The sequence below is a fragment of the Silvimonas terrae genome, assembly GCF_014202765.1.
Classification (GTDB): Bacteria; Pseudomonadota; Gammaproteobacteria; order Burkholderiales; family Chitinibacteraceae; genus Silvimonas; species Silvimonas terrae.
The window spans coordinates 1-26,115 of the sequence record NZ_JACHHN010000002.1 but is presented as its reverse complement, the minus strand read 5'-3'; the positions used below and the strand labels follow the sequence as shown (position 1 = coordinate 26,115).

General features: G+C 58.9%; 27 protein-coding genes and 1 rRNA gene. 14 read left to right on the top strand and 14 right to left on the bottom strand.

Features of this window, described 5'->3' with window-relative positions; translation table 11 throughout:
* Positions 1-40 precede the first annotated feature (40 nt).
* The 3 genes from HNQ50_RS04340 to HNQ50_RS04330 all read left to right on the top strand — a co-directional run bounded on the left by HNQ50_RS04340 (position 41) and on the right by HNQ50_RS04330 (position 3,889).
* Positions 41-1,162 (top strand): HPP family protein, encoded by a 1,122-nt coding sequence (locus HNQ50_RS04340; protein WP_184098022.1) that lies wholly within the window; start codon positions 41-43, stop codon positions 1,160-1,162.
* 199 nt (positions 1,163-1,361) lie between these two features.
* The gene (gene hmpA / locus HNQ50_RS04335) at positions 1,362-2,573 is read left to right on the top strand and encodes an NO-inducible flavohemoprotein (protein WP_184098020.1); all 1,212 of its coding nucleotides are present in this window, start codon (positions 1,362-1,364) and stop codon (positions 2,571-2,573) included.
* 98 nt (positions 2,574-2,671) lie between these two features.
* Positions 2,672-3,889: an NnrS family protein gene (locus tag HNQ50_RS04330; RefSeq protein WP_184098018.1), complete on the top strand. Its 1,218-nt coding sequence runs from the start codon at positions 2,672-2,674 to the stop codon at positions 3,887-3,889.
* 733 nt (positions 3,890-4,622) lie between these two features.
* On the opposite strand, the gene HNQ50_RS04325 is transcribed toward HNQ50_RS04330, so the two are convergent.
* Both HNQ50_RS04325 and HNQ50_RS04320 read right to left on the bottom strand, forming a co-directional pair.
* Positions 4,623-5,315: an LrgB family protein gene (locus HNQ50_RS04325; protein WP_184098016.1), complete on the bottom strand. Its 693-nt coding sequence runs from the start codon at positions 5,313-5,315 to the stop codon at positions 4,623-4,625.
* Entirely contained in the window at positions 5,308-5,766 is a 459-nt protein-coding gene (locus HNQ50_RS04320; RefSeq protein WP_184098014.1) for a CidA/LrgA family protein, read from the bottom strand. Before HNQ50_RS04320 ends, HNQ50_RS04325 begins: the two co-directional genes overlap by 8 nt.
* A gap of 110 nt (positions 5,767-5,876) precedes the next feature.
* Here HNQ50_RS04320 and HNQ50_RS04315 point away from each other — a divergent pair, with 110 nt between their 5' ends.
* On the top strand, positions 5,877-6,764 hold the full coding sequence (locus HNQ50_RS04315; RefSeq protein ID WP_184098012.1) for a LysR family transcriptional regulator: 888 nt from the start codon (positions 5,877-5,879) through the stop codon (positions 6,762-6,764).
* Here HNQ50_RS04315 and HNQ50_RS04310 read toward each other — a convergent pair.
* The gene (locus HNQ50_RS04310; protein WP_184098010.1) at positions 6,761-8,710 is read right to left on the bottom strand and encodes an AsmA family protein; all 1,950 of its coding nucleotides are present in this window, start codon (positions 8,708-8,710) and stop codon (positions 6,761-6,763) included. The genes HNQ50_RS04315 and HNQ50_RS04310 overlap by 4 nt on opposite strands.
* A gap of 289 nt (positions 8,711-8,999) precedes the next feature.
* Here HNQ50_RS04310 and HNQ50_RS04305 point away from each other — a divergent pair, with 289 nt between their 5' ends.
* The 5 genes from HNQ50_RS04305 (at position 9,000) to HNQ50_RS04285 (ending at position 11,492) form a co-directional block, all read left to right on the top strand.
* Positions 9,000-9,155, top strand: a complete 156-nt coding sequence (locus tag HNQ50_RS04305; RefSeq protein ID WP_184098008.1) for a DUF3309 family protein — start codon at positions 9,000-9,002, stop codon at positions 9,153-9,155.
* A gap of 85 nt (positions 9,156-9,240) precedes the next feature.
* Entirely contained in the window at positions 9,241-9,657 is a 417-nt protein-coding gene (locus HNQ50_RS04300; protein ID WP_184098006.1) for a hypothetical protein, read from the top strand.
* A 292-nt stretch (positions 9,658-9,949) separates the two neighbouring features.
* Positions 9,950-10,381, top strand: a complete 432-nt coding sequence (locus HNQ50_RS04295; RefSeq protein ID WP_184098004.1) for a PRC-barrel domain-containing protein — start codon at positions 9,950-9,952, stop codon at positions 10,379-10,381.
* 236 nt (positions 10,382-10,617) lie between these two features.
* Positions 10,618-11,265 (top strand): AbiTii domain-containing protein, encoded by a 648-nt coding sequence (locus tag HNQ50_RS04290; protein ID WP_184098002.1) that lies wholly within the window; start codon positions 10,618-10,620, stop codon positions 11,263-11,265.
* Between the two features lie 62 nt (positions 11,266-11,327).
* The gene (locus HNQ50_RS04285; protein WP_184098000.1) at positions 11,328-11,492 is read left to right on the top strand and encodes a DUF1328 domain-containing protein; all 165 of its coding nucleotides are present in this window, start codon (positions 11,328-11,330) and stop codon (positions 11,490-11,492) included.
* Between the two features lie 195 nt (positions 11,493-11,687).
* Here HNQ50_RS04285 and HNQ50_RS04280 read toward each other — a convergent pair whose 3' ends face one another.
* The 6 genes from HNQ50_RS04280 to HNQ50_RS04255 form a co-directional block, all read right to left on the bottom strand.
* Positions 11,688-11,900: a hypothetical protein gene (locus HNQ50_RS04280; protein ID WP_184097998.1), complete on the bottom strand. Its 213-nt coding sequence runs from the start codon at positions 11,898-11,900 to the stop codon at positions 11,688-11,690.
* A 268-nt stretch (positions 11,901-12,168) separates the two neighbouring features.
* A complete protein-coding gene (locus HNQ50_RS04275) occupies positions 12,169-12,777 on the bottom strand; it encodes a glutathione S-transferase (RefSeq protein ID WP_184097996.1) in 609 nt (202 codons plus the stop codon).
* A gap of 110 nt (positions 12,778-12,887) precedes the next feature.
* Complete coding sequence (locus tag HNQ50_RS04270; RefSeq protein ID WP_184097994.1) at positions 12,888-13,394, bottom strand: BON domain-containing protein; 507 nt, start codon at positions 13,392-13,394, stop codon at positions 12,888-12,890.
* Positions 13,395-13,751: 357 nt separating this feature from the next.
* Positions 13,752-14,186: a response regulator gene (locus HNQ50_RS04265; RefSeq protein WP_184097992.1), complete on the bottom strand. Its 435-nt coding sequence runs from the start codon at positions 14,184-14,186 to the stop codon at positions 13,752-13,754.
* A gap of 170 nt (positions 14,187-14,356) precedes the next feature.
* Positions 14,357-15,007: a response regulator gene (locus HNQ50_RS04260; RefSeq protein WP_184097990.1), complete on the bottom strand. Its 651-nt coding sequence runs from the start codon at positions 15,005-15,007 to the stop codon at positions 14,357-14,359.
* A 61-nt stretch (positions 15,008-15,068) separates the two neighbouring features.
* A complete protein-coding gene (locus HNQ50_RS04255) occupies positions 15,069-15,608 on the bottom strand; it encodes a ferritin-like domain-containing protein (RefSeq protein WP_184097988.1) in 540 nt (179 codons plus the stop codon).
* Between the two features lie 136 nt (positions 15,609-15,744).
* Between HNQ50_RS04255 and HNQ50_RS04250 the strand changes: the two genes are divergently transcribed.
* Entirely contained in the window at positions 15,745-17,295 is a 1,551-nt protein-coding gene (locus HNQ50_RS04250; RefSeq protein WP_184097986.1) for a CHASE3 domain-containing protein, read from the top strand.
* A gap of 18 nt (positions 17,296-17,313) precedes the next feature.
* On the opposite strand, the gene HNQ50_RS04245 is transcribed toward HNQ50_RS04250, so the two are convergent.
* Together HNQ50_RS04245 and HNQ50_RS04240 are read right to left on the bottom strand one after the other, a co-directional pair.
* Positions 17,314-17,448, bottom strand: coding sequence for an entericidin A/B family lipoprotein (locus tag HNQ50_RS04245; protein ID WP_184097984.1), 135 nt, complete (start codon positions 17,446-17,448; stop codon positions 17,314-17,316).
* 334 nt (positions 17,449-17,782) lie between these two features.
* Complete coding sequence (locus tag HNQ50_RS04240) at positions 17,783-17,974, bottom strand: CsbD family protein (protein WP_184097983.1); 192 nt, start codon at positions 17,972-17,974, stop codon at positions 17,783-17,785.
* Positions 17,975-18,203: 229 nt separating this feature from the next.
* Here HNQ50_RS04240 and HNQ50_RS04235 point away from each other — a divergent pair, with 229 nt between their 5' ends.
* The gene (locus HNQ50_RS04235) at positions 18,204-20,510 is read left to right on the top strand and encodes a PAS domain S-box protein (RefSeq protein WP_184097971.1); all 2,307 of its coding nucleotides are present in this window, start codon (positions 18,204-18,206) and stop codon (positions 20,508-20,510) included.
* Between the two features lie 153 nt (positions 20,511-20,663).
* On the opposite strand, the gene HNQ50_RS04230 is transcribed toward HNQ50_RS04235, so the two are convergent.
* Positions 20,664-22,094, bottom strand: coding sequence for a glucoamylase family protein (locus tag HNQ50_RS04230; protein WP_184097969.1), 1,431 nt, complete (start codon positions 22,092-22,094; stop codon positions 20,664-20,666).
* A gap of 67 nt (positions 22,095-22,161) precedes the next feature.
* Between HNQ50_RS04230 and HNQ50_RS04225 the strand changes: the two genes are divergently transcribed.
* The 3 genes from HNQ50_RS04225 (at position 22,162) to HNQ50_RS22455 (ending at position 25,256) form a co-directional block, all read left to right on the top strand.
* On the top strand, positions 22,162-23,037 hold the full coding sequence (locus HNQ50_RS04225) for an HDOD domain-containing protein (RefSeq protein ID WP_184097966.1): 876 nt from the start codon (positions 22,162-22,164) through the stop codon (positions 23,035-23,037).
* A 59-nt stretch (positions 23,038-23,096) separates the two neighbouring features.
* Positions 23,097-23,864, top strand: coding sequence for a bestrophin-like domain (locus HNQ50_RS04220; RefSeq protein WP_184097965.1), 768 nt, complete (start codon positions 23,097-23,099; stop codon positions 23,862-23,864).
* A gap of 99 nt (positions 23,865-23,963) precedes the next feature.
* Positions 23,964-25,256 carry a phospholipase A gene (locus HNQ50_RS22455; protein WP_184097963.1) on the top strand — a complete coding sequence of 431 codons (1,293 nt, stop codon included), beginning with the start codon at positions 23,964-23,966 and terminating at the stop codon, positions 25,254-25,256.
* Positions 25,257-25,328: 72 nt separating this feature from the next.
* On the opposite strand, the gene HNQ50_RS04210 is transcribed toward HNQ50_RS22455, so the two are convergent.
* On the bottom strand, positions 25,329-25,742 hold the full coding sequence (locus HNQ50_RS04210; protein WP_184097961.1) for a VOC family protein: 414 nt from the start codon (positions 25,740-25,742) through the stop codon (positions 25,329-25,331).
* Positions 25,743-26,024: 282 nt separating this feature from the next.
* Positions 26,025-26,115 (bottom strand): 5S ribosomal RNA (gene rrf, locus HNQ50_RS22585); the annotation flags it as partial.

The window sequence follows — 26,115 nt, the reverse complement described above, 5'->3', positions numbered from 1 at the left end:
CTTTGCGCCAACGTACGTTCTGCCTCTGGAATTCACTGAAATGATGCATCTGTTGCAATGGCTGCGGAGCTTTGTGCCCGCGCCCTCCACCGCCAGCCTCCGCGAACGCCTTCTGGGTTGCGTGGGTGCGGGTTTGGGCCTGCTGGTGACGGAGGCCATCAGCCGCCACGCACTGGGCACCCTTAATCCGTGGTTTGTCGCGCCGATGGGCGCTTCTGCCGTGCTGTTGTTTGCGGTGCCTGCCAGCCCACTGGCGCAGCCGTGGTCCATTATTGGCGGCAATCTGGTGGCGGCCGGCATTGGCGTGGCCTGCGGCCTGCTGCTCGGCCACACCGGTCTGGCTGCGGGTCTTGCCGGTGCGCTGGCCATCGGCGCCATGTTCAAACTGCGCTGCCTGCACCCGCCCAGTGGTGCCGTGGCACTCACGGCGGTGCTTGGCGGGCCGGCCGTGGCGCACCTGGGCTTTCATTTTGTAATCTGGCCAGTGCTGCTCAATTCTCTGCTGCTGCTGGCCTTTGCCCTGATCTTTAACAACGCGCTGCAGCGCCGCTACCCGCATCGCCCGCATGTGCAACCCAATGTGCATCACACCTCTGATCCCAAGCCCACCTTGCGAATCGGCGTCACGCCAGACGATCTGGAAGCCGTACTCAAAAGCCGGGGCGAAGAGGTGGACATCAGCCGGGAGGATCTGGAAGACATTCTGTTTGCCGCCGAACTGCGGGCGCATCGACGTCACTTTGGTACTGTGCGGTGTGACGAAATCATGTCGCGGGATGTGGTCTCGGTACGGCCAGACGCCCTGCTCGGCCAGGCCTGGGCGCTGCTGGCCGAACACAAGGTCACCGCGCTGCCGGTGGCCAATGCCCAGGAACAGGTGCTGGGCATCGTCTCCTTGCACGATTTCCTGGTCGATAGCGTAGCCAGGCAACCCCTGCCGCAGTTGCGGCGTGTCGGGCTGCAAGACAAGGTCAGCAGTATCATGACCACGCGCGTGCTCAGCGCCAGAGCCGATCAGCCGATCGATGAACTGGTGACACTGTTTTCTGACCGGGGCCTGCATCATATGCCCGTCGTGGACGGTGAGCGGCTGGTGGGCATGATCACGCAATCCGATTTACTGGCCGCGCTTTATAAAAACCAGGCGGCGCTGGTGGCCTGAACCGCGCTGGCGCAAAAAGGCCGCCGTTATTTATTGCATACAAAATGCATATTTGATACGCTGTACGCACAGCAGCAAACAGTGCCGCATTTTTTGCCACATAGGGGGCTAGTCAGCCACAAGAGAAAAGGTCGTCATGAACGGCCTTTTTCTTCCCCTCAAAATATGCATATTAAATTCCACTTCAAGGACACAAACCATGCTATCAGCAGCTTCCAGACCCTATATCGAGGCCAGTGTTCCCGTCTTGCGTGAACACGGTTTGACTATCACGCGACATTTCTACGCCCGCATGTTTGCGGCCCATCCGGAACTGACCAACCTCTTCAATATGGGTAACCAGGCCAATGGCAGCCAGCAGCAATCACTGGCTGCGGCCGTGTTTGCCTATGCGGCCAATATCGATAACAGCGCAGCGCTGGGGCCGGTACTGGAACGTATTGTGCACAAGCACGCTGCGGTCGGGATCAAGCCCTCGCACTACCCCATTGTCGGCCGCCATTTGATTGCCGCCATTCACGAAGTGCTGGGAGACGCCGCCACGCCAGAACTCCTAAGCGCATGGGATGAAGCCTACTGGCTGCTGGCCGGAGAATTGATTGCCGCCGAAGCTCGCCTTTATCAGCAATCCGGCGCACAGGCGGGTCAATTGCAAACGCTCCGCGTCATGGAAATTCGCCGCGAAAGCAGCAATGCGGTGTCGTATTACCTTGAAAAACCGCAGGGCGGCTCGCCCGGGGCATTTCTGCCGGGCCAGTACATCAGCGTCTCAGTGCGGTTTGATGAGCAGGATCTCACCCAGCGCCGCCAGTACAGCTTGTCTGATTCCCCGGACAAGCCGTGGTGGCGCATAACCGTAAAACGCGAAGACGGTAACGACGTCACCCCGGCGGGCCAGGTATCCAGCTGGTTGCATCAACACCTGCGTCCCGGTGATCTGGTCTCCACCACGGTGGCCTATGGCGATTTTCATCCGGTCATTGAGGGGAACAACCCCATCGTGCTGCTGAGTGCCGGTGTCGGTATCACCCCCATGGTGTCCGTGCTGAACACGCTGGTGGCACACAACCCGCGCCGTACCACGACGTTTATCCACGGTGCGCGGCATGGTGATCAGCACGCGCTGCGCGATGACGTCGCCCTGGCCCGGCGGGCCATGCCGCATCTGCGTGATATCACCTTCTACGAAGCGCCGCAGGATAAAGACCGCGCAGGTCTGGATTTCACGCATGGTGGCCGCATGAGCCTGGCCAGCGTGCTGGACGCCGATACGCCCGACACGCAGTACTACCTCTGCGGGCCAATTGGTTTCATGAAGCAGCAATGGCAAGCCTTGCTGACACAGGGGGTCTCGCCAGACCGTATCCACCGTGAAGTGTTCGGCCCGGAATTGCTGGACCATCTGCTTTGACCATCCAACCACCACGCGCCTCCTGGCCGCGTTTGACCATCCGGATCCGGCCTGGCCGGATGGTCTTTTTTATTTGAGTCACCACAGGAAGCCTCACCATGCGTAACCCCTCCTTGCTGGCCGCCCCGCACCGCGTGGGCTTTTTCAGCGGCAGCCTTGTCTTGCTGGCCGCCATGGCGTGGTGGGCCTGGGTAATGGTCCTGCGCCTGACCGGGGTGAGCCTGTCATCCGCTACGCCGCCAGCCTGGCTGCACGCAGACCTGATGGTCTTCGGGTTCTTCCCGCTCTTCATGCTGGGTTTTATCAACACCGCCGGCCCCAAATGGCTGAGCGTTGCTGCGCCAGCCAAAGCGTACTGGCTCGGCAGCATTGGCCTTTATGCATCGGGTTCTCTGCTGATTGCCCTGGCCGGGTTCATCCCGCCCTTACATGCAACCGGAGACGCCTTGCATCTTGTGGCCTGGGCATTTGCCGTATGGATCTGGGCAGATCGCATCCGGGCCAGCGCCGCTGCGGATCGCCGCCACGCCTGGCTGGTGCTGGCGGCTTTTGTCATGGCACTGCCGGCCCTGTCATGCCAGTTGGCGGCCAGCCTGTACCCCGCCGGCCCGTTGGCGGCGCTGTGGGTACAAAGCGCCATCCAGATCGGTATCTGGGCATTTTTACTGCCCGTTTTCCTGATTGTCAGTCACCGCATGGTGCCGTTCTTTTCTTCATCCGTCTTGCAGCCTTACGTAGCGTGGCGGCCATTCTGGCTGCTTTATGCCTGGTTGCTCCTGGCGCTGGCCCACGCAGGCTTAAGCCTTGCTGGCTGGTTTGATAGCCGTATCAATAGCAGCCTGACCGATCTGGTCTTTGCCGCCCTGCTGTTGTATGCCAGTTATCGCTGGTCTTTGCGCCGCAGCTTCAAAGTGCCGCTGCTGGCGATGCTGCATGCCGCCTTTCTGTGGGCCGGCATTGCCCTGGCTTTATACACGGCCCAAGGTCTGGCTGCATGGGCGGGGCTTTATACGGGTGGCCTTGCCCCTTTGCACGCGCTCACGATCGGGTTCTTTTGCTGCACTTTGCTGGGCTTTGTGACCCGCGTATCACTGGGACACTCTGGCCGGCCGCTGGCCGTGGCCAAAGTGACCTGGATGCTGTACTGGTTGATGCACGCGGTGGTACTGGCACGGATTGCCGGCGAGTTCTTTACGCATCAGGCGACACTCTGGTTCAGCGTTGCAGCCGTGGCCGGTTTGTTCACCATTGCGGCATGGGGCTGGCGGTATGTGCCGATGTACTGGCAACCCAGAGCGGACGGGCAACCAGGATAAGCGGGTTTGGGGTTGCAGTTGCAGTTGGGGTTGCCGTTGCCGTTGCCTTTGCCGTTGCAGTTGCCGTTGCAGTTGGGGTTGGGGTGGGGGTTGTTTTTGATTTTATTTCCCCGTTAAAGCCCAGCGCCGAGGGCGTGGAGGGAGCCCTTAGGCTCCCGACCAACCGAGGGAAGCCCGGAGGGCCGCCCGGCTGGGGTCGCCTTTCTTTGGTTACTTTCTTTGGCGAAGCAAAGAAAGTGACGTGGGCCCGGCACCCCGGGTATCAAATGTTTTTAAACCCTGCGCCGAAGGCGCTAACAGCCGCGGTGGTTCTCGCCAGAGAACGGGGCCGAAACGGCCCCCACTGGATTCCGGCGTTCGCCGGAATGACGAACCAGTCACCACGCCAGCAACCCATACTTGCAAATATCGCCACCCCGGATTCCCGCCTGCGGCTCCATCCGGGCTACACACTGGTTCTCGCCAGAGAACGGGGCCGGAACGGCCCCCACTGGATTCCGGCGTTCGCCGGAATGACGAGCCAGTCACCAGGCCAGCAACCCATACTTGCAAATATCGCCACCCCGGATTTCCGCTACCGCTCCATCCGGGCTACACACTGGTTCTCGCCAGAGAACGGGGCCGGAACGGCCCCCACTGGATTCCGGCGTTCACCGGAATAACGAGTCCGACACCAGGTCAGCATCCCATACCTGCAAATATCGCCACTCCGGATTCCCTGCCACTCCACCGCTCAAAAAAACAACCGTCCAATCAGCGGTGCAGCCAAAACACTGATCAACCCCGCAGTCATCATCACCAGACTGGCCACCACGCCCTGCACTTCCCCAATCTGCCGCGCCTTGGCTGTGCCGGCACCGTGTGCTGCGGCACCAAAAATCGCCCCATGCGCCAGACGACTGCGGATCATGGGCAAACAAGCCAGCACGGTTTCACCAATCGCCATGCCCAGCACACCGGTGATCACGACAAACACGGCCGCCAGATCCGCCGGCCCACCCAGAGACTTGGCCGCCTCGATCGCAAATGGCGTGGTCACCGAACGCACGGCCAGGCCTTTTTGCAACATGACAGACAGACCCAGCCAGCGCGCCAGCATGACGGAGCTCACCACCGACGTGATCACGGCGGCAATCACGCCGGCGCTGATGGATAACCAGTGTTTGCGCACCATGGCGCGGTTGTCGTAAATGGGGAGCGCAAAGGCAATGGTGGTGGGGCCCAGCAGCCACATCAGCCAGTGCGTGTCGGCCATATAGTCCTGATACGGAATACCGGCCAGCAGCACAATGGCGATCAAGATGGCGGGTGTCACAAGCAGCGGCATCAATATCACGCGCAAATTGCGGTTATAGATACGTTTGTTGGCGTAATACAGCCCCACCGTCAGCACAAAACAAAACGCAGCGAGCAGTGAATCAGACATGACGGTTGCTCCGGCGCCGGGCCAGCATCAGTTCCACCCGGTAGACCTGATCGACCACAAATGCGGTCACCACCATGACCGCCACGGTGGATAAACCGATCACCGTGCACACGCGCCAGCCCTGGCTATGCAGCAGTTCCGGGTGATTCACCACCGCCAGCACGGCCGGCACAAAAAACAGCAGCATTTCCCCCAGCAACCAGTTGGCGCCCTGCCGTATCCAGCCTGTTTTGACCACGCCGGCAAACAGCAATGCCGCCAATAGCAGCAAACCGAGCAAACTGGCCGGAATAGGCACATGCCAGCGCGCCTGCATCCAGGCGGCCAGCAGCCACAGCGCAGAAAGTGCCACGACTTGCAAAGTGGCGCTGGAAAATTGCCGGGCCCGTTGCCAGAGCGGGCTGGCGGGCGCCGGGGCAAGGTAAGTGGCTGATGTGATGGAACTGGACATGATAGGTAAACCAAGGGTCATGCGACGACGATGCCCTCAGTATAAAAACCCGCCATCCAGATATAAAATGAATAATAATTACCGGATCAATTCCATATTGGAATAGCAAGATGGATATCCGCGCCCTGCGTTATTTTGTTGAAGTGGTTCGCCAGCAAAGCTTTACCCGCGCCGCCACGGCGCTGTTTGTCACTCAGCCGACGGTCAGCAAAATGGTCAAACAACTGGAAGACGAACTGGGTGGGCTCTTGCTACTGCGCGAAGGCCGCAAAGTTTTGCTGACCGATGCCGGCAAGGTGGCCTACGCCCGTGCCCTGGCGGTGCTGGCCGAAGCCGCACGGCTGCGCCAGGAAGTGGCAGAAGTGGATGGCATGGCACGCGGGGAACTGAAGGTGGGTATTCCCCCCATGGCTGGCCGCTATCTGGCCCCGGTGATCGGACGTTTTCGTAAACTCTACCCCGGCGTGACTTTGCGCTTGCAAGAGCAAGGTGGCCGCGCGCTGGAAGAAAGCGTGGTCAATGGCGAGCTGGATCTGGGCATTACCGTGCTGCCTGCAGTCACACCCGGCCTGGCTACATTGCCGGTCACCCGCCAGTCGCTGGTGGTGGTGTACCCACACGCGCAAGCGCCCGCCTCTACCGCGCCGGTGGCCATTGCAGAGCTGGCTGCATGGCCTTTTGTGATGTACGAAGATGATTTTGCCTTGGCTCATATGATTAGCCAGGCCTGCGAAAACGCCGGGTTTACCCCGCAAGTGGCCGGACATAGCCGCCATTGGGATTTCATCGGCGAACTGGTGGCCGCCGAGATTGGCATCGCCATTTTGCCCGAGCCCATTGCCCGGCAACTGGACCCGGCCCGCGTCGCATTACGGCCGCTCTCAGACCCGGATCTGGTGTGGGCGCTGGGTTTTGTCTGGCGTGAAGATTACCTGTCACGCGCCGGCCGGAGCTGGCTGCAGTGCTGCCAGGCCCAGTTTGGCACGGCCGACCATTAATGCGCGGCGGGGTGAGCCGTGGCGGGAGTCTGGGTGGCATGCGCACTGGCTTGCTGCATCAACTGCCCGCAGGGCGTGTCTTTGGCCGTGCCAATATCGACCAGGGGCAACAGCGCCAGCGGTGGTGAGATCAACGCCAGCCCCACCGCTACCGCCGCGCGGCCCACAGGTTGTGGCAAGGATGGTCTTACCGACGGCTTTTTAAAGGTGCCGGTGATCTCGATCGGCCCGCGAAAGGCGACCAGACTAATGTCCTTGGGATTGGTCTTGAGCGCCATATCAAGACGTTCGTCGCGAAAATTGACATGACCACTGCCCGTGACCACCTGTTTATCGGTGTCCAGAATCAGGGTTTTGATGGTGGCGTCGCCGTGGGTTGCGCCCAGATCAGCCACCATGCAGCGCACCGGCACCGGCTTGTCGCCCGTGAACAAGATGGGCACCAGATTGGCGATGTCCAGATTGGTCAGCCGCATCAACAGTTTGCTGATCTGGCCACCATCCATGATCACCGCCACATTGCCATTGGCCGATCCCAACATGGCGGCCACGCTGTTGCCTTGCATATCCAGCCGCGCCTTGCCCCCCACCAGACCCGCGCTGGCCTCTTTGCTCTTGCCCAGTTCTGGCACCAGTTGGGTGAGCTGCAAGCGGCTAGCCGCGGCGTCAACCGCCGTTTTAAGCGGCGTCGCCGTGCTGTCCAGACTGAGGGTCGCGACCACATGCCCCCCGGCGACGCCGAGATTGAGCGGATCAAGCTTGAGCACACCGTCATTCAGTAGCAAATGCGCCTGCACGTTATCCAGCGGCAGGCTGGCATTAACAATTTGTGCGCCTTTGAATTTGACATCTGCATTGGCAATGTTGATTTTTTCCACGCTGAACGGGTTGTCCGGCAATATCCGATCCCCCTTGGGCGGGGCCGGCTGGCCACTTTCCGCGCGGGCCCCGATAAAGCCGGAGAAATCCGCCAGATCAACCCGGCGCGAGCTGAGATCCGCCGTGATCATTTTGGTCTTTGGGGCCAGATCAACCGCAAAATCGCCGCCAATATCACTACTACCCACCTGCCCATTAAAGCGCTGCAACTGCCATACCTGGTTTTCATGCTGCAAATGCCCGGCCAGCCGGTACGGTGGAGTGGCCGGCAGTGGCAGTTTCAGAATAGGGAAAAGTTGCGCCAGGCTCTGACCAGACAAATTGAAATTGAGCGACAAAACACCTGGTTTTTGTGGATTGGTGACGGTGCCTTTGGCGCTGAAACGGGTTTGACCAACAGTACCGGATGCGGCCAGCGGGTAGGGTTGATCGGCTGAGCGCAAGTCCAGCACCCCGCCGCCGGTGGCGCTGACATTAAAGCCCAGCTTGCGAAATGCCCCTTTGGCGGCGACATCAATCGCCGCATCCGCGCCTTGCAGGCCATTGCGGGTAGACACTGCGGCATGAATGTCAGAGCCCTCTGCATCCAGGTAGTGCACATGACCATGATCAACATTCACTTGCCCCAACTTCACCGCCGGGGCGCTGGCCTTACTGGCAGCCGGGCTGCTGGTCAGTTGGTCGAATGTCCAGTTATTCTGGCCCTGGGCGTTTTGTTCCAGCGTGACATCCGGCGCGGTCAGCACCACGCGAGGCAACTGGATTTCTTGATGCAGCAAGGGTTTGAGCGGCAGGTCGAACTCCAGCTTTTGCAAGGTCGCCATGGTCGGGGTCTTGCTCCAGGGCGCATTGGCCAACGTCAGCCCCTCTGCGGTGATGGTCGGCGTCCAGCCCAGGCGCACGTGCAGATCACCGGTAATGGCAAATGGCCGGCCCAGCTTGTCTGATACGCGCTGCGCAATCGGGCCACGCAACATGTTCCAGTTAAAGAGATAAATAGCCAGCGCAATCAGCGCCACGATCACCGCCAGGACGACGGGCCATATTCTTTTGCGTTTTGTGCTCATGAAGCGGATACCCCGCAGCTTTGCTGTGTTGAACCCCGGCTTTTGATTATTCGCCCCCCATTCGGGTAAAGCCATGCGGGCGGTACGTCTTGTCGTGTAGGAAAACGCCTATCCACCACCATCAACTGGCACGTCAGCACCGTCCTACATAGCGACGCGAGGCTTTCTTTGGCATGCCGCGTATGCCACCGACATGCTCCGGCCAGCCCTGTATGTAAGCTGCAAAGCGTGGAAAAGCCGCGCTGCCGGCTTTCCTGCGGAAAACCAACAACACACAAAGGAGACCGCAATGTTAGGCACGATACTTTTGGTGGTTCTGATCTTGATCCTCATCGGCGCGCTGCCCACCTGGCCGCACAGCCGTAACTGGGGCTACGGACCAAGCGGAGGCACCGGCGTATTGCTGGTGGTTCTGATCGTATTGCTGGTTCTGGGCGTGGTGTAAGCGCGCCCGCTTTACCCCATTTTTAATGGTCAATCCCATGTTCTTTTTTAATAACGAGCCGTTTCAGGATCGAGGAGATGCTGTCATGGACACTTCAACCCTGCGCCGCCAGCGTGCTGGCGGCCGTGCAGCTGGTTTTATGCTGGACATGCTGGCGGCAGCGGCGTTTGTGCTTGCCGTCAACCAGGCCATGAACATCGCTGATGCCGCAGATACCACGGCCAGCGCCCCCGGTATTGAACAAGCCCAAATCACCCCGGCCGGCCTGATTGTGCAACCCCGTGCGACACGGGCCGCCTGCAAACCGATTGAGGAATCTGCCTCACCGCTGCTGCAAGGTTATGGTCGCTATCTGCTGGCAGAACATGCCATTGCCGCAGGCGATGTTTTAAGCCTGCCTGCCAGTTGCCCCCAGAAACAAAGCGCGCTGACAGTTCAGCCCGCACTACAGGTCAATGATGAACAGGAACTGGTACAGCCAGAAGGCTTGCGCCTGATCTGAAGCGGGCCACCCGGCCCGCTTGCACGATCAGCCTGACCCTGCCCCTGCCAGCCCGCGATGGACGTGCCAGTCCGGCGGGCTGTTTTTTTCGGTTTTTTCTGAGGGCTGGCGCATGTAGTCCTCACCCCCTCCCGCCATTGCCCTTTCCCGCACACCAATCCCGTCCAGCACCGACATTCCCCCTGACGCCCACGGTTCACCATGAACTCGTCGGGTCAGAAACCCGCTGTAAAGACAGAACAGCAGCCCTTTGGCCTGGCGCGTTGTTAATCCACTCACCAAGGAGTCCATCATGACCTTGCCTGGCAATCAGTCGTATACCTCCACCCCGCGCACTACCACCAGCACAGTCGGCCTGACCGCACAGGTTATTGCCTCCCACGAGGCCGAAGGCTACAAGGTGGTTAACGAACAAGGCGAACATCTGGGCAAGATTGACCAGTTTGTGCTGGATGTCACCAATGGCCGCGTGGCCTATGCCGTGTTGTCCTTCGGCGGTTTTCTGGGTATGGGCGACAAACTGTTCGCCCTGCCGTGGTCCTCAATCAAGCTCGATGAGGTCAACAAGGAATTCACGCTGATCGGCGTGGATAAAGAAACACTCAAGAACGCACCAGGGTTCGACAAGGACCACTGGCCGACCTTTGCCGACGAGCAATGGTCCAGCAATCTGCACAGCTACTACCAGGCTGATCCGTACTGGAAAGACAATCTGCCGCACTAATGCGGCCACGCACTGACGACGACCAGCCACCCGCACAAACGCGGGTGGCTGTTTTTTTGCGCCCCGGACAGAGCGCTGCCCTTGTCAGACATCACCTACCAAACCTGACGGCCCTGCCGACAGCACGTCGCGCCCGCCACCCGACATTGCGCTGACCGGGGTCGCCGTACCATGCATTCATGGCAACAAAAACCTGTTTGACACCCCATAACACCCATAGAGAAAGGCAGCACATCATGAGTGAATGCAAAGCCATCCGGGACGCACTCTATAACCGGACAACCAGCCTGGTGAACCTGTTGCAGCGCACGCAACGCCTCGCCATTGCCGCCGGCAATGCCCGGGTGCAACGCTGGGCCGACCATGAACTGAATGGCTATCCCGATGACGCCGCGCTGCCAGAGTACCGGGTGGTGGGCGCACAAGCCTGGGTGCGTTTGCAAGGCAATGAACTCGTGATTGAAGCCATGCTGGTCCCCACCGACATGATCCCGTCCTGGCTGGAAGAGGACCTGGCATGCAGTCACCTGCGCAATCCCGTGGCGGACTACATGCCGTACCTGTTGGGCAAGCATGAAGATGAACTGCGCGAAAACTGGCCACGACAACTGGTCGCCCAGTTGAACGCTGAAACCCGTCCGTTCATGCCCGCCATGCGTTGCCTGGAAGGCTGGAAAACCATCCACCGTGGCGCCGTGTGCGAGATGGTGGCCTCTTGCCGTGACGAATTGTTGTTTGCACTGAACGAGATTGAGTTCGGCTTCGGGCAAAGCGCCGCACTCAACGCCAGTATCAATGCCATGGAAGCTGAAATGCCCGTTCGCCCATCCCTGCTGGCCAGCGCCGGCAGATTACGTCCGCAATCCGAGCGCCGCACCGCATAAGCTTGCGCGTGCACCGGCCCGACCGTTATTCCAATAACGCCAGAACCGCAAAGGAGTCCGTCATGCTGCATTACGCTGTTGTCTTTTTTGTTATTGCCCTGATCGCGGCACTGCTGGGTTTTACCGGCATTGCTGCTGGCGCCGCGGAAATTGCCCGCATTCTGTTCTTCCTGTTTATCGTGATTTTTCTGGTCAGCGTTGTGCTGGGCTTTATGCGCGGCTGGTAGCGCCGCCAAACCTGTTTTCCCTCCCTGCTCTACTTCGGCAACCGGATTTCCCGTCATGGGTTATCCGGTTTTTTTTTGTGTTGGGCGCGGGATTGGGCCAGTGGGTGGCGGTGGGCTTGCGCCGGAGAATTCGTGCTGGCGCCTTGCGGTGCGGCGTTGAAAATCGTTTGATACCGGCGGGAACATGTAACCAGGTTACGGCCAACCCCACACCCATCCCACGGACTCGCCATTCCGGCCTTGAGCGGAAATCCAGTCACGTAGCCCGGATGAAGCGGAGCGGGAATCCGGGGTGGCAATGTTGACCAGGGCGGTGTTCTTTTCCGGCATAGCTACCCCGGATTCCCGGCCGGTGGCCTTCATCCGGGCTACGGTGTTACGGCCATGCACATTCCACTGATCCGTCATTCCGGTCCTCGGCAGCCCCCTTGCGCCGGAATCCGGTCACGTAGCCCGGATGAAGCGGAGCGGGAATCCGGGGTGGCAATGTTGACCAGGGCGGTGTTCTTTTCCGGTATAGCCACCCCGGATTCCCGGCCTGTGGCCTTCATCCGGGCTACGGTGTTATGGCCATGCACATTCCACTGATCCGTCATTCCGGTCCTCTGCGGCCCCCGGAAGCCAGCTGCGATGCATCTACGTTCTCCAGGGCGGATCCGAAGCGCAGCGATGGTCACTACGCCCCCGTCTTCTCCATGACCCCCAAAAACAGCGCGCTGTCCAGAAACGCGGTCAGCCATTGGCGCACCTTTGGGTAAGGTGCCTCGACAAACCACGCCTTATCAACATGCGCAAATTGCCGCACAAAGGGCAGGATTGCCATATCCACCACACCGGCTTGCGCACCCGCCAACCAGGGCTGCCCGGCCAGGCGCTGCTCCAGCGCCAGTAAAAAAGCTTCACCCTGCTGCCGATAGCAGACCTGATCCTGCTCGGGAAAGCGTTCCGGATACTTGTAGCGATCCAGCGCACATTTGAATTCACCGTCATTGCGGGCCACCAGTTGCTGCGCGCTTGCGTCCCAGCCCGCGCCGGTCAGCCAGCCTTGGGGGTCGTGCCGCGCCAGCGCCCACAACATGATCTCCAGGCTTTGCTCCAGCACGTGTCCATCTGCCAGCTGCAATACCGGCACGGTGCCTTTCGGGGAAATCGCCAGCATGGCAGCAGGTTTGTCGCGCAGGCTAACTTCATGATGCACGACGTCAACCTGGCTGACGGCCAGCGCCAGCCGGGCGCGGATGGCATAGGGGCAACGGCGGAAGGTGTAAAGAATGGCAGAGGACACGGTACGCTTCAGGCACGGGTAAACCACCATTATCCGGCGGGAGTTGACCCTCGCAAAGCAAAACGCCAGCGCATGGGCACTGGCGTTTATCCGACCAAGGGGGAAGCGGTCTACTGCCCCTTCACCGTGGTGTTATCAACAATCGACCCTACCCCATCCACGCCCGAGACCACCGATTTGATCTCCGTATGCTTGGCCTCAGAATTGATATTGCCAGAGAGCGTCACCACGCCGGCAGTAGTGGTCACATTCAGCGCCAGCGTATTGAGGCCGGCGTCTTTGGCAAGCGCGGCTTTGACGCGGGTGGTCACCGTCGCGTCGTCCAGTTTGGCCCCCGCTTTGGCAGAAGATTCGGCCAGCGCATCTTTGGCGCTGGATGCCGCGGCGGCAACATCAGATGCAGCGTCCTGCAATTTGGCTGAGGCAGAAGAATCGCTGGCACCCGATTGTTCTGTGCTGACGGGTGCGTCTGGCGTCGATGCGGTCATGGCCGCCGAAGAGGCCACGCTGGACGCGGCCAGGGGTTCGGTATCTTCATGTTTCTGGCAACCGGCCAGTGCGCCCATGCCAAGCACGGACGCGATCAACAGGGACATCGAAATACGCTGGATGGGCATTGGGATAACTCCTTTGCTTAAGAAGCGCGTTGGACAAACAGGGACAAGATGATCGGGGCTGGTCAGCGTGGCCACGGCTCACACCAGACCGCAAACCGCACTCAATGGAACAGCAGATAAAACAGCAGTAACAAAGAGAACGGGACCCCCAGAAACCACGCAACCAGATATTTGGCCATTGTCGTCACCTTGATGTTTTCGTTCGGTGATTCCACTGTACGGCGGCGCGGGGTCACGCACTGTCCCTCTGGTCCTGATTGCCCTGTAGGGCCCAGACGGTGCGTTTGTGGGGGTTGTCTGACACCGCCCCGCCAACGCTGTCAGCCAGCACCAGCGGGAGGGACACGTGCACCAATATCAGGCGGGTAAATCCGGCAAACGCGGCCGCACATTCTCAATGGTCTGCACGGCCTCGGTAAAGTGCATGGATTTGTCAAAGAAGTGCTCGACACCCAGCATGCGGGCGCGTCGTTCGTACAGGCTGAATGCGTGGTTGGTCAGCACCACACGCACCGGCGGATTGAGTTCGTTGTTCTTGATGTAAGAGAGCACATCAAAACCGGTGCCCTCCAGCAATTCAAGATCAATCACCGCCAGATCAAAACGCTGTTGTTTGAGTGCGGCGATGGCGTCGTTGGCAGTAGCAGCAAAAGCGGTAAACACCACATGGCCGCTGGCAGACAGTGCCTCGACCAGCGCTTCGCGGATCAAAACGGAGTCTTCGACCAGCAAAGCGGTCACCACCGGCGCCGTACCGGTTTCAGCGGGTGGAGAGGTCAGTTCTGTACTCATGATCTGTTCCGACAGCTTGATTCATTGTTCTGGCAGCCTGCGGCCATGTCGCCGGTATGGCTGTTGTGCATAGAGCGGCCTTCAAAGCGCCGCCTGCCGCCGTCGTCTGATCGTGGTGACCCTGGTTGGACTTTCAACGCATTCCCCTTCGTGCGCTGCGTCGCCCCTTATCAGTTGATCAGTTCGTTCTTGATCGCGTAATAGGTTAGATCTGCGTTGGTTTTCAGATTCATCTTTTCCAGCACGCGGGCACGGTAGGTGCTCACGGTTTTCACACTCAGGAACAATTCGTTGGCGATATCCGTCGGCGATTTGCCACTGGCCAGCTTGTAGAACACCTGGAACTCTCGCTCGGAGAGCATTTCGTGCATCCGTTTGTCGCTGGGCTTGATCAGCTCGTTAGCCAGCAAATCGGCCAGTTCTACCGAGACGTAGCGGCGGCCGTTGCAGATGGTACGGATCGCCTTGATGATCTCGGAGGGGTCTGCGTCCTTGGACAAATAACCCCGACAACCCGAGCGGATCAGGTTCAGCGCATACAATTCTTCGGCATAGCCAGACAGTATCAGTACCGCCAGTTCTGGCTTGATACGCTGCATGTCGCGCAGAGTATCCACGCCGTTTTTGTCCGGCATGGAGATATCCAGCAAGACAATATCGAAATCCTGTTTACGGATGAGTTGCAGCGCTTCCATACCGGAGGCCGCTTCCGCCGTCACTTCCAGATCATCTTCAAGCTCGATCAGTGAGCGCATACCCGATCTGACAATGCCGTGGTCATCCACCAGCAAAATGCGTCGTTTATTCGTGCTGTTCACCATGTTGTTCCTCGGGGGCGATGCCTGAACCGCCCCGCTGCCTCTCTATCTGGATAACGGATTATTATCTGGTTTTGACCAGCCAGTCTGAAAGTTCGTCGGCGTGTTCTTCTTCCACCGCCAGGATGTCTTCCAGTAGCCGTCGTGTGGTCGGGTCCTTGTCGGCAATGAAGCGCACCAGTTCACGGTACACATCAATGGCAATGCGCTCGGCCACCAGATTTTCGCGGATCATGTCGTGCAGGGTATCCACCTCGGCGTAGTCCGAGTGGGCTCGCTCGGCGAGGCCCTTGGGCGAGAAATCCGGCTTGCCGCCCAACTGCACAATACGGGCGGCCAGTTTGTCGGCGTGCTCCAGTTCTTCGGTAGCGTGCACGGCAAACTCCGCCGCAATGGCTTCAGACTGGATGCCCTTGGCGACATAGTGATGCAGCTTGTAGCGCAACACGCAAACCAGTTCCGTTGCCAACGCTTCATTCAACAAGCGGATCACCGTGGCAACGTCGCCCGAGTACGATGAGGTCTGGGCGCCGTCGAGCACATCTTTGCGCGCCTTTTCCCGGATCTCGCCGATATCGAGCACAAAATCATCGGTATGGGACATGATGGACTCCAAAGCATGGCGCGCGGCGAGCTGCGCGCTGTGGTGTAAAATGGGGGACATCTGATGCGGCAGCCAGGTGGCATACAAACATCAGTGGTGTTGAAACCCACTATAGGCACCTTGCCTGCCCCCCCGTATGCGGACGCCACTGAAGGTGCTGTCGGCTTATTCCTACACGGCAAACGGCAACGCGCGGGCGGGTGCAATGCGCTGGCCAGGGCATGATGCATGCCTGATTCGCGTACTGGAGTTCATTGATCCCATGAAGAAAATGCTGCGTAATCTGCCTGGCATCCTCATGACGCTGGGTTGGCGTTTGCAGGCGGGGCTAGCCTTGGCCGTACTGCTGCCCGTGGTGGCGGCAGTGCTGTGCGATACCTGGATCGGCCAGGCGGAGGAAGACAACGCCAGCATTGTGGCGACCCACCAGCGCATTCTGGCGTTCCAGGATTTGCGCAGCCTCTTGCTGGAGGCGGAGTCTGCGCAGCGCGGTTTTCTGGTTAACGGCGACCTGCAATACCAGATGAACTACGACCAGACCGTGCCCAGAATCCGGGCGCTGGCCGGACAAATGGTCGATCGTTATGCCGAAGTACCGCGCAATGGCCCGCCGCGTGACGCACGCAAAGTGCAGCAATTGTCGGTGGAGATTGGCGAAAAACTATCCGAGATGGACATCGGTGTCGGTTATGCCCGCAATGGCGACCTGGAGCGCGGGCGGGAACTGGTGAACACCAACCGCGGGTTTGAACTGGCGGCGTCGATCGGCCGGCACATCGACGAACTGCTCAGCAATGAACACACCATTCTGGAGGCCGAGCGCAGCGCGCGGCTGCGGGTGGTGCTGTATGTGCGCCTTGCCGTGGCTACCGCCTGGGTGCTGGTGTTAATCCTGAATCTGGGTTTGCTGTTGCTGTTCTCCAGCCTGCTGGCGCAAAAGAGCCGTCAGGCGCGGGACATGACGCAACGCCATGCCGTGCTTGATGCCCGCATCAACGAAAAAACCGACGAACTCAAAGCGTTGTCCATGGATTACCAGATGGGCGTGGAGCGCGAGCGTGCCAAGCTGGCGCGCGATCTGCATGATGAACTGGGTTCTATTTTGACGGCCACCAAAATGGATATCTCCTGGGTCCAGCGAGAAATCAAGGAGCAGTATCCGGCCATCTTTGAAAAGCTTAAGCGCACGCTGCGCAATCTGGACCAGGGCATTCAGTTCAAGCGTCGGGTGGTACAGGAACTGCACCCCTCCCTGTTGTCGACGTTCGGCCTGATCGCCTCCGTGCGCTCTTTGGCTGAAGACGCGGGCCAGCGCAGCAACTGGCAAATGGAACTCGCCCTGCCGGATGATGACACCCCGATCGACGAAACACTGGCGCTGATCATCTATCGCATTGTGCAAGAGAGCCTGTCCAACGCGGCCAAGTACGCCAAAGCGGGCAAGGTATCGATTGGTCTGATGGTCGATGACGAACACATGAAGCTGGAGATCGAGGACGACGGTGCCGGTTGCGACCTGGATAATCTGCCGGGCGATACCCACGGTTTGCAGGGCATCCGCCATCGGGCAACGGCCATAGGCGGCAAGGTGGAGTTTCGCAGCGAACCCGGTAAAGGGCTGTTCACCCGTGTGCTGCTGCCCCGTACATTCTCCAAAGAAAAACAGCACCCGAAGGTGCTGTCCTGATCTGGCCGGCCGCTGTGATCAGCTATGTTGCTCGGCGGAATTTTCGATTTTCTCGCCACCCTTCTGGATATCCTGACCTGCACCCTTGACGGTGTTGCAGGCAGACAGGGTTGCGACGACCAACAAAGCGGCAACGATGCAAGCGCGTTTCATGACAACTCTCCTTGTAGTGTGGGGCTGGCGGTAGTCCGTGACGTACCGCTTTGCGTGAATCCAATGTAACTGCTCGCCCACACTGCGCCTGTCACTGCGCCATCCATTCTTTTGTCGTCCTCATCCTACATTTGCTCATATCTTCAAATGGTTAGCCCGTTATCTGGACGACATGGGCAGACAAATCGACGGACAAAAAGAAGCCGCGCTACAAGATGGCGGCTCTTGCAGCGCGGCGGCACCCGGACAAAGGAGAGGTAACCGCCAAAGCGGTCAGGTCGGGTGCAAGTCGGGCAGCCTGTTGGGGCCACCCCGTGCAGTCATGGCAGCGATATCAGTGCTTGGTACCGCGCACTGTCTGCTTTGCGTCTTCGCGGGCATCACCCACGGCGGCTTGAACCTTGCCAGCATTCTTTTGCAGGTTGCCCTTCAGTTGGGTGCCCGGGTTGCCAGTGGCTTTACCCACGGTTTCCTTGACGGCGCCCTTGGCTTCGTTGATGCGGCCTTTCACTTGATCTTTGTTCATGATGCTTTCCTCTTTGGATGGTTCGTCAGGAAATGCAGTTCTGCTACAACCGCCAGATCCGTTGCAGCGGCTGTTCTGCACGTGAACCATCCTACGGGGTGCAAGCAAGGCCGACTGTGAGCACGCGACGATTTCTTGCGTCAGTCATTGTCTGGCAAGGTGGTGCGGTCCGGACACTTGTCCCGCTATACGCCGTGCAAAGCTGGGAATTTGCAACGGATTGATTATCATGATCTTGTACTTTCGGGAGAGACATGACTTGATTGCCCCTGCCCTGCACCCAGAGGAAAAAACCCGGCTGGAAGCGCTCCAGACCATGTGTGTGCTCGATACGCCGCCGGTGCACGAACTGGACCGCGTCACCCGCATGGCCGGCCGTCTGTTTGACGTGCCCATCGCGCTCGTCTCTCTGGTCGATGCCGATCGCCAGTGGTTCAAATCCAAAGTGGGCCTGGACGCGCCCCAAACCCCGCGGGATATCTCGTTTTGTGGCCACGCCATTCTGGCGCCCGGCGCTCTGGTGGTGCGCAATGCCCTGCGTGACGTACGCTTTGCCGATAATCCGCTAGTCACCGGCGAACCCCACATCCGCTTCTATGCTGGCCAGCCGATCCGCTCGCTGGAAGGCCAGCCCATCGGCACGCTGTGCCTGATCAGCCCGCAACCGCGCGAATTTTCAGACACGGACGCTGCGACGCTGCGCGATCTGGCGGCCATTGTGGAGCAGTATTTCCAGCAGCAAGAATCCTTTATGCGGGCCCATCGCGCCGAGCGCGAACTGGCGCATACGCAAACCCTGTTCGAGAAAACCTTTGAACATGCCGGCGTGGGGATTGCCATTGTGTCCACAGAGGGCCAATGGCTGCGCGTGAACCAGCAACTCAGCCAGATGCTGGGTTACACCGAAGCGCAATTGCTGGCAAAAACCTTCCAGGACATCACCCACCCGGATGATCTACCCAAGGACCTGGCGCTGGTGGGTCAGGTGCTGGCAGGCGAAATTTCGACCTATACGCTGGAAAAGCGCTATTTCCATGCCGATGGACATGTCGTCTGGATTTTGCTGACGGTGTCCTTGATGCATGACGAGTTCGACAAAACACGCTCGTTCATCGCCATCATCAACGATATCTCGCAACGCAAAATCATGGAAAGCGAGCTGTTGACGCTGCAAGGCGAACTGGAGCAGCGCGTCATGACACGCACGCTGGAACTCTCTACCGCTGTTGCACAGTTGCGTGAAGAAATGGAGTTGCGCTCGGCCATGCAGCAATCGCTGCAACTGGAAAAAGAACGTTTCCGGCTGACGCTGGCTAACGCCACTGACGCGTTTATCGAGCTGGACCCGCAAGGCAATGTCACCGCCTGGAACCAGGCCGCGGAACAGGTTCTGGGCTGGACCCGGGATGAAGTGCTGCACCAGCCGGTGCGCGATCTGATCATTCCACCGGCCCTGCGTGTCTCTGGCCGCAAAGGGTTCGATCAGTTTATCGACACCCGGCCCAGCGATCACCGGCACATGCAGTTTCCGGCGTTACGCAAAGATGGGAGCGAGTTCCCGGCCGAACTGACGCTGGCGGAAAACACCATTGAAGGCCAGCGTATCGTCAACGCCTTTTTGCGCGATATCTCCCAGCGCAAGGCCGATGAGCAAGAAATCCTCTCCAGCCGCTGGCGCCTGCGCTTGCTGACCGACAACATGCCCGGCTTGATTTGCCATGTAGACGAACACCTGCACTATCAGTTTACCAATCGCACCTACGAGAACTGGTTTGGTGGCAGCAATGGCAGTCTGATCGGCAAGCACATGCTTGAGGTGGTCGATGAGACCGCCATGACCGTGGCTGGCCCCTATATTGCACAAGCGCTGGCGGGCAAGCAGGTCAGTTATGAAAATTGCGTGACCCGCGCTGAAGGCACACGCTATACCCACACGACGCTGGTGCCAGACATCCGGGGTGATGGCTACGTGCAAGGGTTTTACTTACTCTCGCAAGACATTACCGAGCGCAAAAACCTGGAGAACCGGCTGGCGTTTGAGGCAGAACACGACCCGCTGACCGGCCTGCCCAACCGGCGTGCATTCATGCGCATTTTGCATGACACCATCGCCCGCAGCCGTCGTACTGCCCTGGGTGTGGCGCTGCTGTTTCTTGATCTGGACGGCTTCAAGCAGATCAACGATACGCTGGGACATGAGTTTGGCGACAAGGTACTGCAAACCTTTGCCACCACCCTCAGCCATACGGTGCGGGAAACCGATGTAGTCACGCGGCTGGCCGGGGATGAATTCACCATCATCCTGGAAGGTCTGGACAGCCCGGAAGGGGCCGCCAGTCACGTTGCCAGCAAAGTGCTGGCGCGGATTGCCGAGGTTAGCCATATCGACGGCAAAGTAGTGGCCTTGCGCTCCAGCATTGGCATCGCCACCTGCACGGGTGCCTGCATGCTGACAGCAGAACAGTTGCTGGCCGTGGCCGATGCGGCAATGTACCGCGCCAAGGCAAGCGGCAAGCATACGTTTGCAGTGAATTGAAACGCTGACACGCCGCCAAAACACAAAGCCCCGCATTGGCGGGGCTTTGTACAGGTATCTGGTGCAAGGCATCTCGGACTCAGCCTTGCTCAAGTCATTCCCTTGGGAATGCGTGCATCTTAAGGGCCGATTGTGACGTCAGCATGACAAGTTTTACGCAATTCGCTCCGCCGACTCCAGCCAGCCGCCGCTAAAACCGGCACGGCGCAGCCCTTGAACGATATATGGGCACTGCCGCATCCACTGCCATACGGTGCCGTGCAGATGGTTCTCGATCATCAGTACCACCGGCCCCTGATCAATGCCGAAATGCCAGGGCGAAATCCAGCCGAAGGGGCCATTGCAGGGCTCAGGCCAGGTAGGGTTGAAGCTCGCCTTGAAACCGTACGGATTGCCGTTATGCAGATCCAGCTCATGCACAAAATGATCAATGCACGGCAGGACTATCTCCGGCGCAAAAGGTAAAGAGGCCACCACGACCCACGGCGCCAGGGTGCCATCGTCCGGGCCATGCGGCACCCCCCGCGCAATATAGTCGTAGAACTCGCGCATGACACCATCGACCACCTTACGTGCCGGGCCGGGGCCATCCGAGGCCGTGATACCCCAGCACAATGGGCCGTAATGCTTGAAACCGCGCGGGTTATCCATGGCGTAGCGTTGTTGCACCAGCGTGGCACGCCGGCTGTTTTCAAAATAGTCGATCCCTTTGCCCCGCATGAATTCGTCCTGGATGCCCCGAAAATCCACCCAGACATGCGATAGCTGATGCGTAAACATGGAGCCGGAATACAAATACGCCTGCCCGTAGTTATGTTGCCACTGATAACCCGTGGTCCAGGTGTGGTAACTGTCTGGCGGCAGCGGGTGCGTTGGCGAGCCCAGCCCCAGCACATACAGCAGCAAAGCTTCGTCGTAGCCTTCCCACAGCGACGGAGAAAACCCCGCCTCCGGCGTCCAGGCCATCGAGACCGCAGGATACGGCCCCATCGCCCAGACCCAGTCTGCGCGCCGATATAACGCGTCGGCCAAGGTGCGGATTTGCGCCTCGGCCGGATCATCGCCATCAAAAAATTGCGCACAGGTCAGCGCCCCGGCCAGCAAAAACGCGGTATCGACGGTAGAGAGCTCGCACCCGCCATGCCGCCGTCCGCTTTGCATATCCAGAAAGTGGTAATAGAAACCATGGTGCCCCGTGGCATCTGGCTCTGGCCCGTGGGGGGCATGCCAGAAAAACTGCAGCGTGGTCAGCACCGCTTCTGCGGCTTGGGGGCGTGCCACAAAGCCGCGCAATACCGCCACCGGCCAACAGCTTAGGCCCATGCCCACGGCGGCAATGCTGGCCGGCCAGTCTGGCGCTGTCTTGTCGAGCACCAGGCCATTTTGCGGGTTGGTTTCGTGTTCAAAGTAACCGAACGCTGCGCGCTGGATTTGCGCCAGAGTATGAGCAGAAATAATGATCCCCCTTCCACCATGGCACGCCGGAGCGGCAAAAGCCCGGCGCAAACAGCGTTGTGATACCAGAAAACCGCCGGGGTTCCCGACCGTTGCGGCCAGCGTACAGTTCCTGACACCAGATTTCATGTCGCCTGCACGCTTTGTAGCTTATGAACTAGAATAAAACGTCTTGTTAGCTGCCTGATTGCAAAAGATGACGACCGAACACCAAGCACCCGATATTTCCGGCACCAAACTCAATGAGCAACGCTTTCATATCCTGGAACAGATTGCCCAGGAAATGGGCGGCAATATCGTTTTCCCGGTCTGCTTTGAAATCACAGCCAAAATCAGCCTGGTGATGCGCAGCAAGGCGCCCACCATTCAAAAAATTGCCATCGAAATCCAGAAAGACCCACTCGTCACCACCAAGGTATTGAAGCTGGCCAATTCGGTCACCTACAACCCCAATGGCAGCACCGTCACTGACCTGAATCAGGCACTGATGCGTATTGGCATGCAGGCTACGCGGTCTTTGGCGCTGGCCTGTGCCATGGAGCAAATGTCGCAATCGAAAGCGGTATCGCCGTTTGAAGCATTCTCGCGAGAGATCCTGACGCACAGCCTGAAAGCAGCCGCCATTGCCCGGGTGCTGGCGCAGAAACTGGCACCGCACCTGAATGCCGACACAGCCCTGCTGGCCGGGCTGGTGCATGATCTGGGCGCGTTTTATATCCTGCACCACGCAGTGCGTTATCCGGAACTGGTAGAACGGCCGGATACCGTGCAATACCTTGTGGCGCAATGGCATGAGAGTATTGGCGTGATCTTGCTCGACGCGCTGGGTTTGCCAGAAGAAGTGGTCGAAGCTGCGGCGGACCACGATTTTCCACGGACCACGCCGGTGGACCAGCTGCGTTCCCTGGCTGATCTCGTCTACGTCGCCAATTTGTGGGCGGGTGGTCTGAATGAAGCACAAAAACTGGATGCGCCGCAGATCGCGGAGCCCCCAGAACTGGCCAATCCCAGATTTGTGGCACTCCAGGCAGACTTTGACACAGCCATCAACGACTTTCTTAGCACCTGGTAAATGACGCGTCTCTGGCCGTATCGCGCATTGGCGCCCACACACTCCGCTTTGTCTTGTCCATGAGCAGCACCCTCATCGCGTTACTCCTTGCCATCCTGATGCTTCTGGCCGCCGTGGCCGGTGCAACATGGTCCGCCCGCTGCAACAAGGGCGACACCACCTCACCCAATGGTTTATCTGCGGTCGAGACCGGCCTGTTTGGTCTGCTGGGCTTGCTGCTGGCGTTTACGTTTTCTGGTGCGGCCTCCCGCTTTGACAATCGCGCCAGCCTGCTGGTGGACGCCGCCAACGCGCTACACGGTGTGATCTTGCGGGCGGACCTGTACCCACCGGCCGAACGCAATGCGTTGCGGACGGATCTGCGTGCCTACCTGGAAACGCAGATTGCCTTTTATGAGCAGGAACACGATGCCGCTGCCAGAAACGCCATCACCGCGCGCAGCGATATCTTGCAGGCGCAAATCTGGCAAAAGGTAGCCGCGTGGTCACGTGAACCAGCCAATGCTTTTGCCAGTACCCAGACCACCAATGCGCTGGATCGGGCTTTTTCACTGGCCGCCAGCCGCCAAATTGCCGCACAGGCGCGCATGCCCCATGCCATCGTCTGGCTTTTGTTCATCATGGCCATCGCCACCGCCTATACCAGCGGGTACGTGCATGGCGCCAATGGCCGTTTCAGTTGGGCGGGATATCTGGGGTTTGCGCTGTTAACGGCGATGGTGGTGTATGTCACGCTGGACCTGGACAATCCTGGCCAGGGCTTGATCCGCCGCGACGTGCAGGAATATTCCTTCACGGCATTGCGCAGCTTACTGACTACACCGTAGGTCAGGCTGACAGAAGATTGACGCAGGGCAACATCAACCTGCGTAACACTCGCGCATTGCGGTGAAGCGGCAGGCAATAGCAACCAAGGGAGAACTGCCGTGCATGCCTGCTGCAATCGCGCGCTCAGCCTGTGGGTACTGAGCCCACTTACCGCGGCACTGGCTCTGCTGTACACGCCAGCCCACGCCGAAATCACCGTTTTGCACCCGGCCAGCACACTCAAAGCAGGCAGCCCGCTTTCGTTTACGCTGCTGCTGGATAACCCCGGGCAACACGACACCACCATCGCCCTGCCCGCCACACTGAAAGCCATGGTCAGCAGCGCCGATTTTCCGGTGGTGCCCCTTGATCTGCAACGCGCCGCAAACAGCCCGGAGACCATCAAGTTGGCACCTGGGGCCTATCGCAAAGTGGCTTATGAGGCTGCACTCCCCGCCAATCTGCGCGGCACCATCCGCGTGCAGCTAGGCGGCTTTGATACCGCCCCCGTGCTGATTTCGTTGGGCGTCATGCCTACCGGTAAAGATACTCAAAACAGCGCCCCCGCCTCTATCACCGACGCTAACCCAGCGCCCCAACAGACCACACAAGATGACGGTACACCGGCGACATCGGCCACCGTCGCCACACCTGGCCAGCAAACGGCAGCCTCCCCCACGCTCTTGCGGGCGGCGGAGTCACGTCTTTCCGCGTATGAACCCATGTATTTTGGGGTTGGCAAGAATGGGGATGTCACGTCCAAATTCCAGATCAGCTTCAAATACCGCCTGGGTTTGCCGGAAAACCCGGCGTCCCGCAGCTTTCTGGATAACCTGTACTTTGGCTTCACTGAACGCTCAATGTGGAATCTCTCGGAGGATTCACACCCGTTCGAAGACAGCAGCTACATGCCCAGCCTGTTCTACTACGTGTCAGATACCGGTGTAAAAGCCAGCTGGTATAACCGCCTGGGCCTGGAAACCGGGCTACGGCATGAGTCCAACGGCAAAGCCGGCGATGACTCTCGCAGCATCAATTACGCCTTTGTACGCCCGATTCTGCACTTTGGTGATCCCCAGAAAGGCGAATGGGTTGTTGCTCCCAAGCTCTATTACTACCCGCCAGGCAGCGACAACCCCGATATGCGCGATTATCGTGGCTTTGTTGATCTGGATATCATCTATGGCACACCCGATGGCTGGCAACTCGCCACCACGTTGCGCAAGGGCACAAGCTCCGACTACGGTAGTGCAGAACTGCAATTTACCTACCCGCTCACCCGCCTGTGGCCGGCTGTAGGCGGCTATTTCTTTGCGGATGTTTTCTCCGGATATGGCGAGAACATGCTGGACTACAAGCAGCACAGCAATATCGTGCGCTTTGGCTACAGCTTTACCCGCCAAACCTGGTAAATCCGGGCGCCCAATAAAAATGCCGGCAGCACTGCCGGCATTTTTATTGACTCAAACCTTCAACCGGTTCACTTAACCGCGCTTCTCACAGTTGATCATCCAGGGGATACCAAACCGGTCGGTCAACATGGCAAAGCGTTGTGCCCAGAATGTTTCCTGGATCGGCATATCAATAGCTTCGGCATTAGCGGACAGCGCTGCATAAACCCGATCGGCCTCTTCCGGTGTATCAAGCAAAACCGATACGGCAAAGCCTTGCGGCTTCTTTGCATACTGCGGTGGTGCATCCGAACCCATCAAGATACGACCGTTGGCTTCAAGCCGGGCATGCACAATCTTCTCGCCCCACTCCGGCGGCGGTTCGTTACCCGGCGGCATGTCGCCATGTTTCATCATCATCAGAATCTTGCCATTAAATACTTTGGCGTAAAAATGGAAAGCCTCTTCACAAGTGCCATCAAAGTTCAGATAAGGCGTGAAATCCATACTTCAGCTCCTTCATCATTGGTTCTTCAAGATCATCGGCATTCAAGCACTTCAATTGCTGCGCTCAAGAGTACGACGAATCTATGTCTGACAAATCGACAAACAAAACCAGTTTCTGGCTGTAATTTTGATTAGCCATTGTTTTAAAAGGAAATTTTATTTGACGAAAGCAATGAAATATCGATGACCGGCAGAGTGGAACGCGCAGGGAGAGTGCATTGCGCTCGCACGGCACAAAGCAAAACGCCCGTACAGTTGTCTGTACGGGCGTTCTAATGGGGTGTCTGGCAATGTCCTACTTTCACACGGGTAATCCGCACTATCATCGGCGCTAAGTCGTTTCACGGTCCTGTTCGGGATGGGAAGGCGTGGG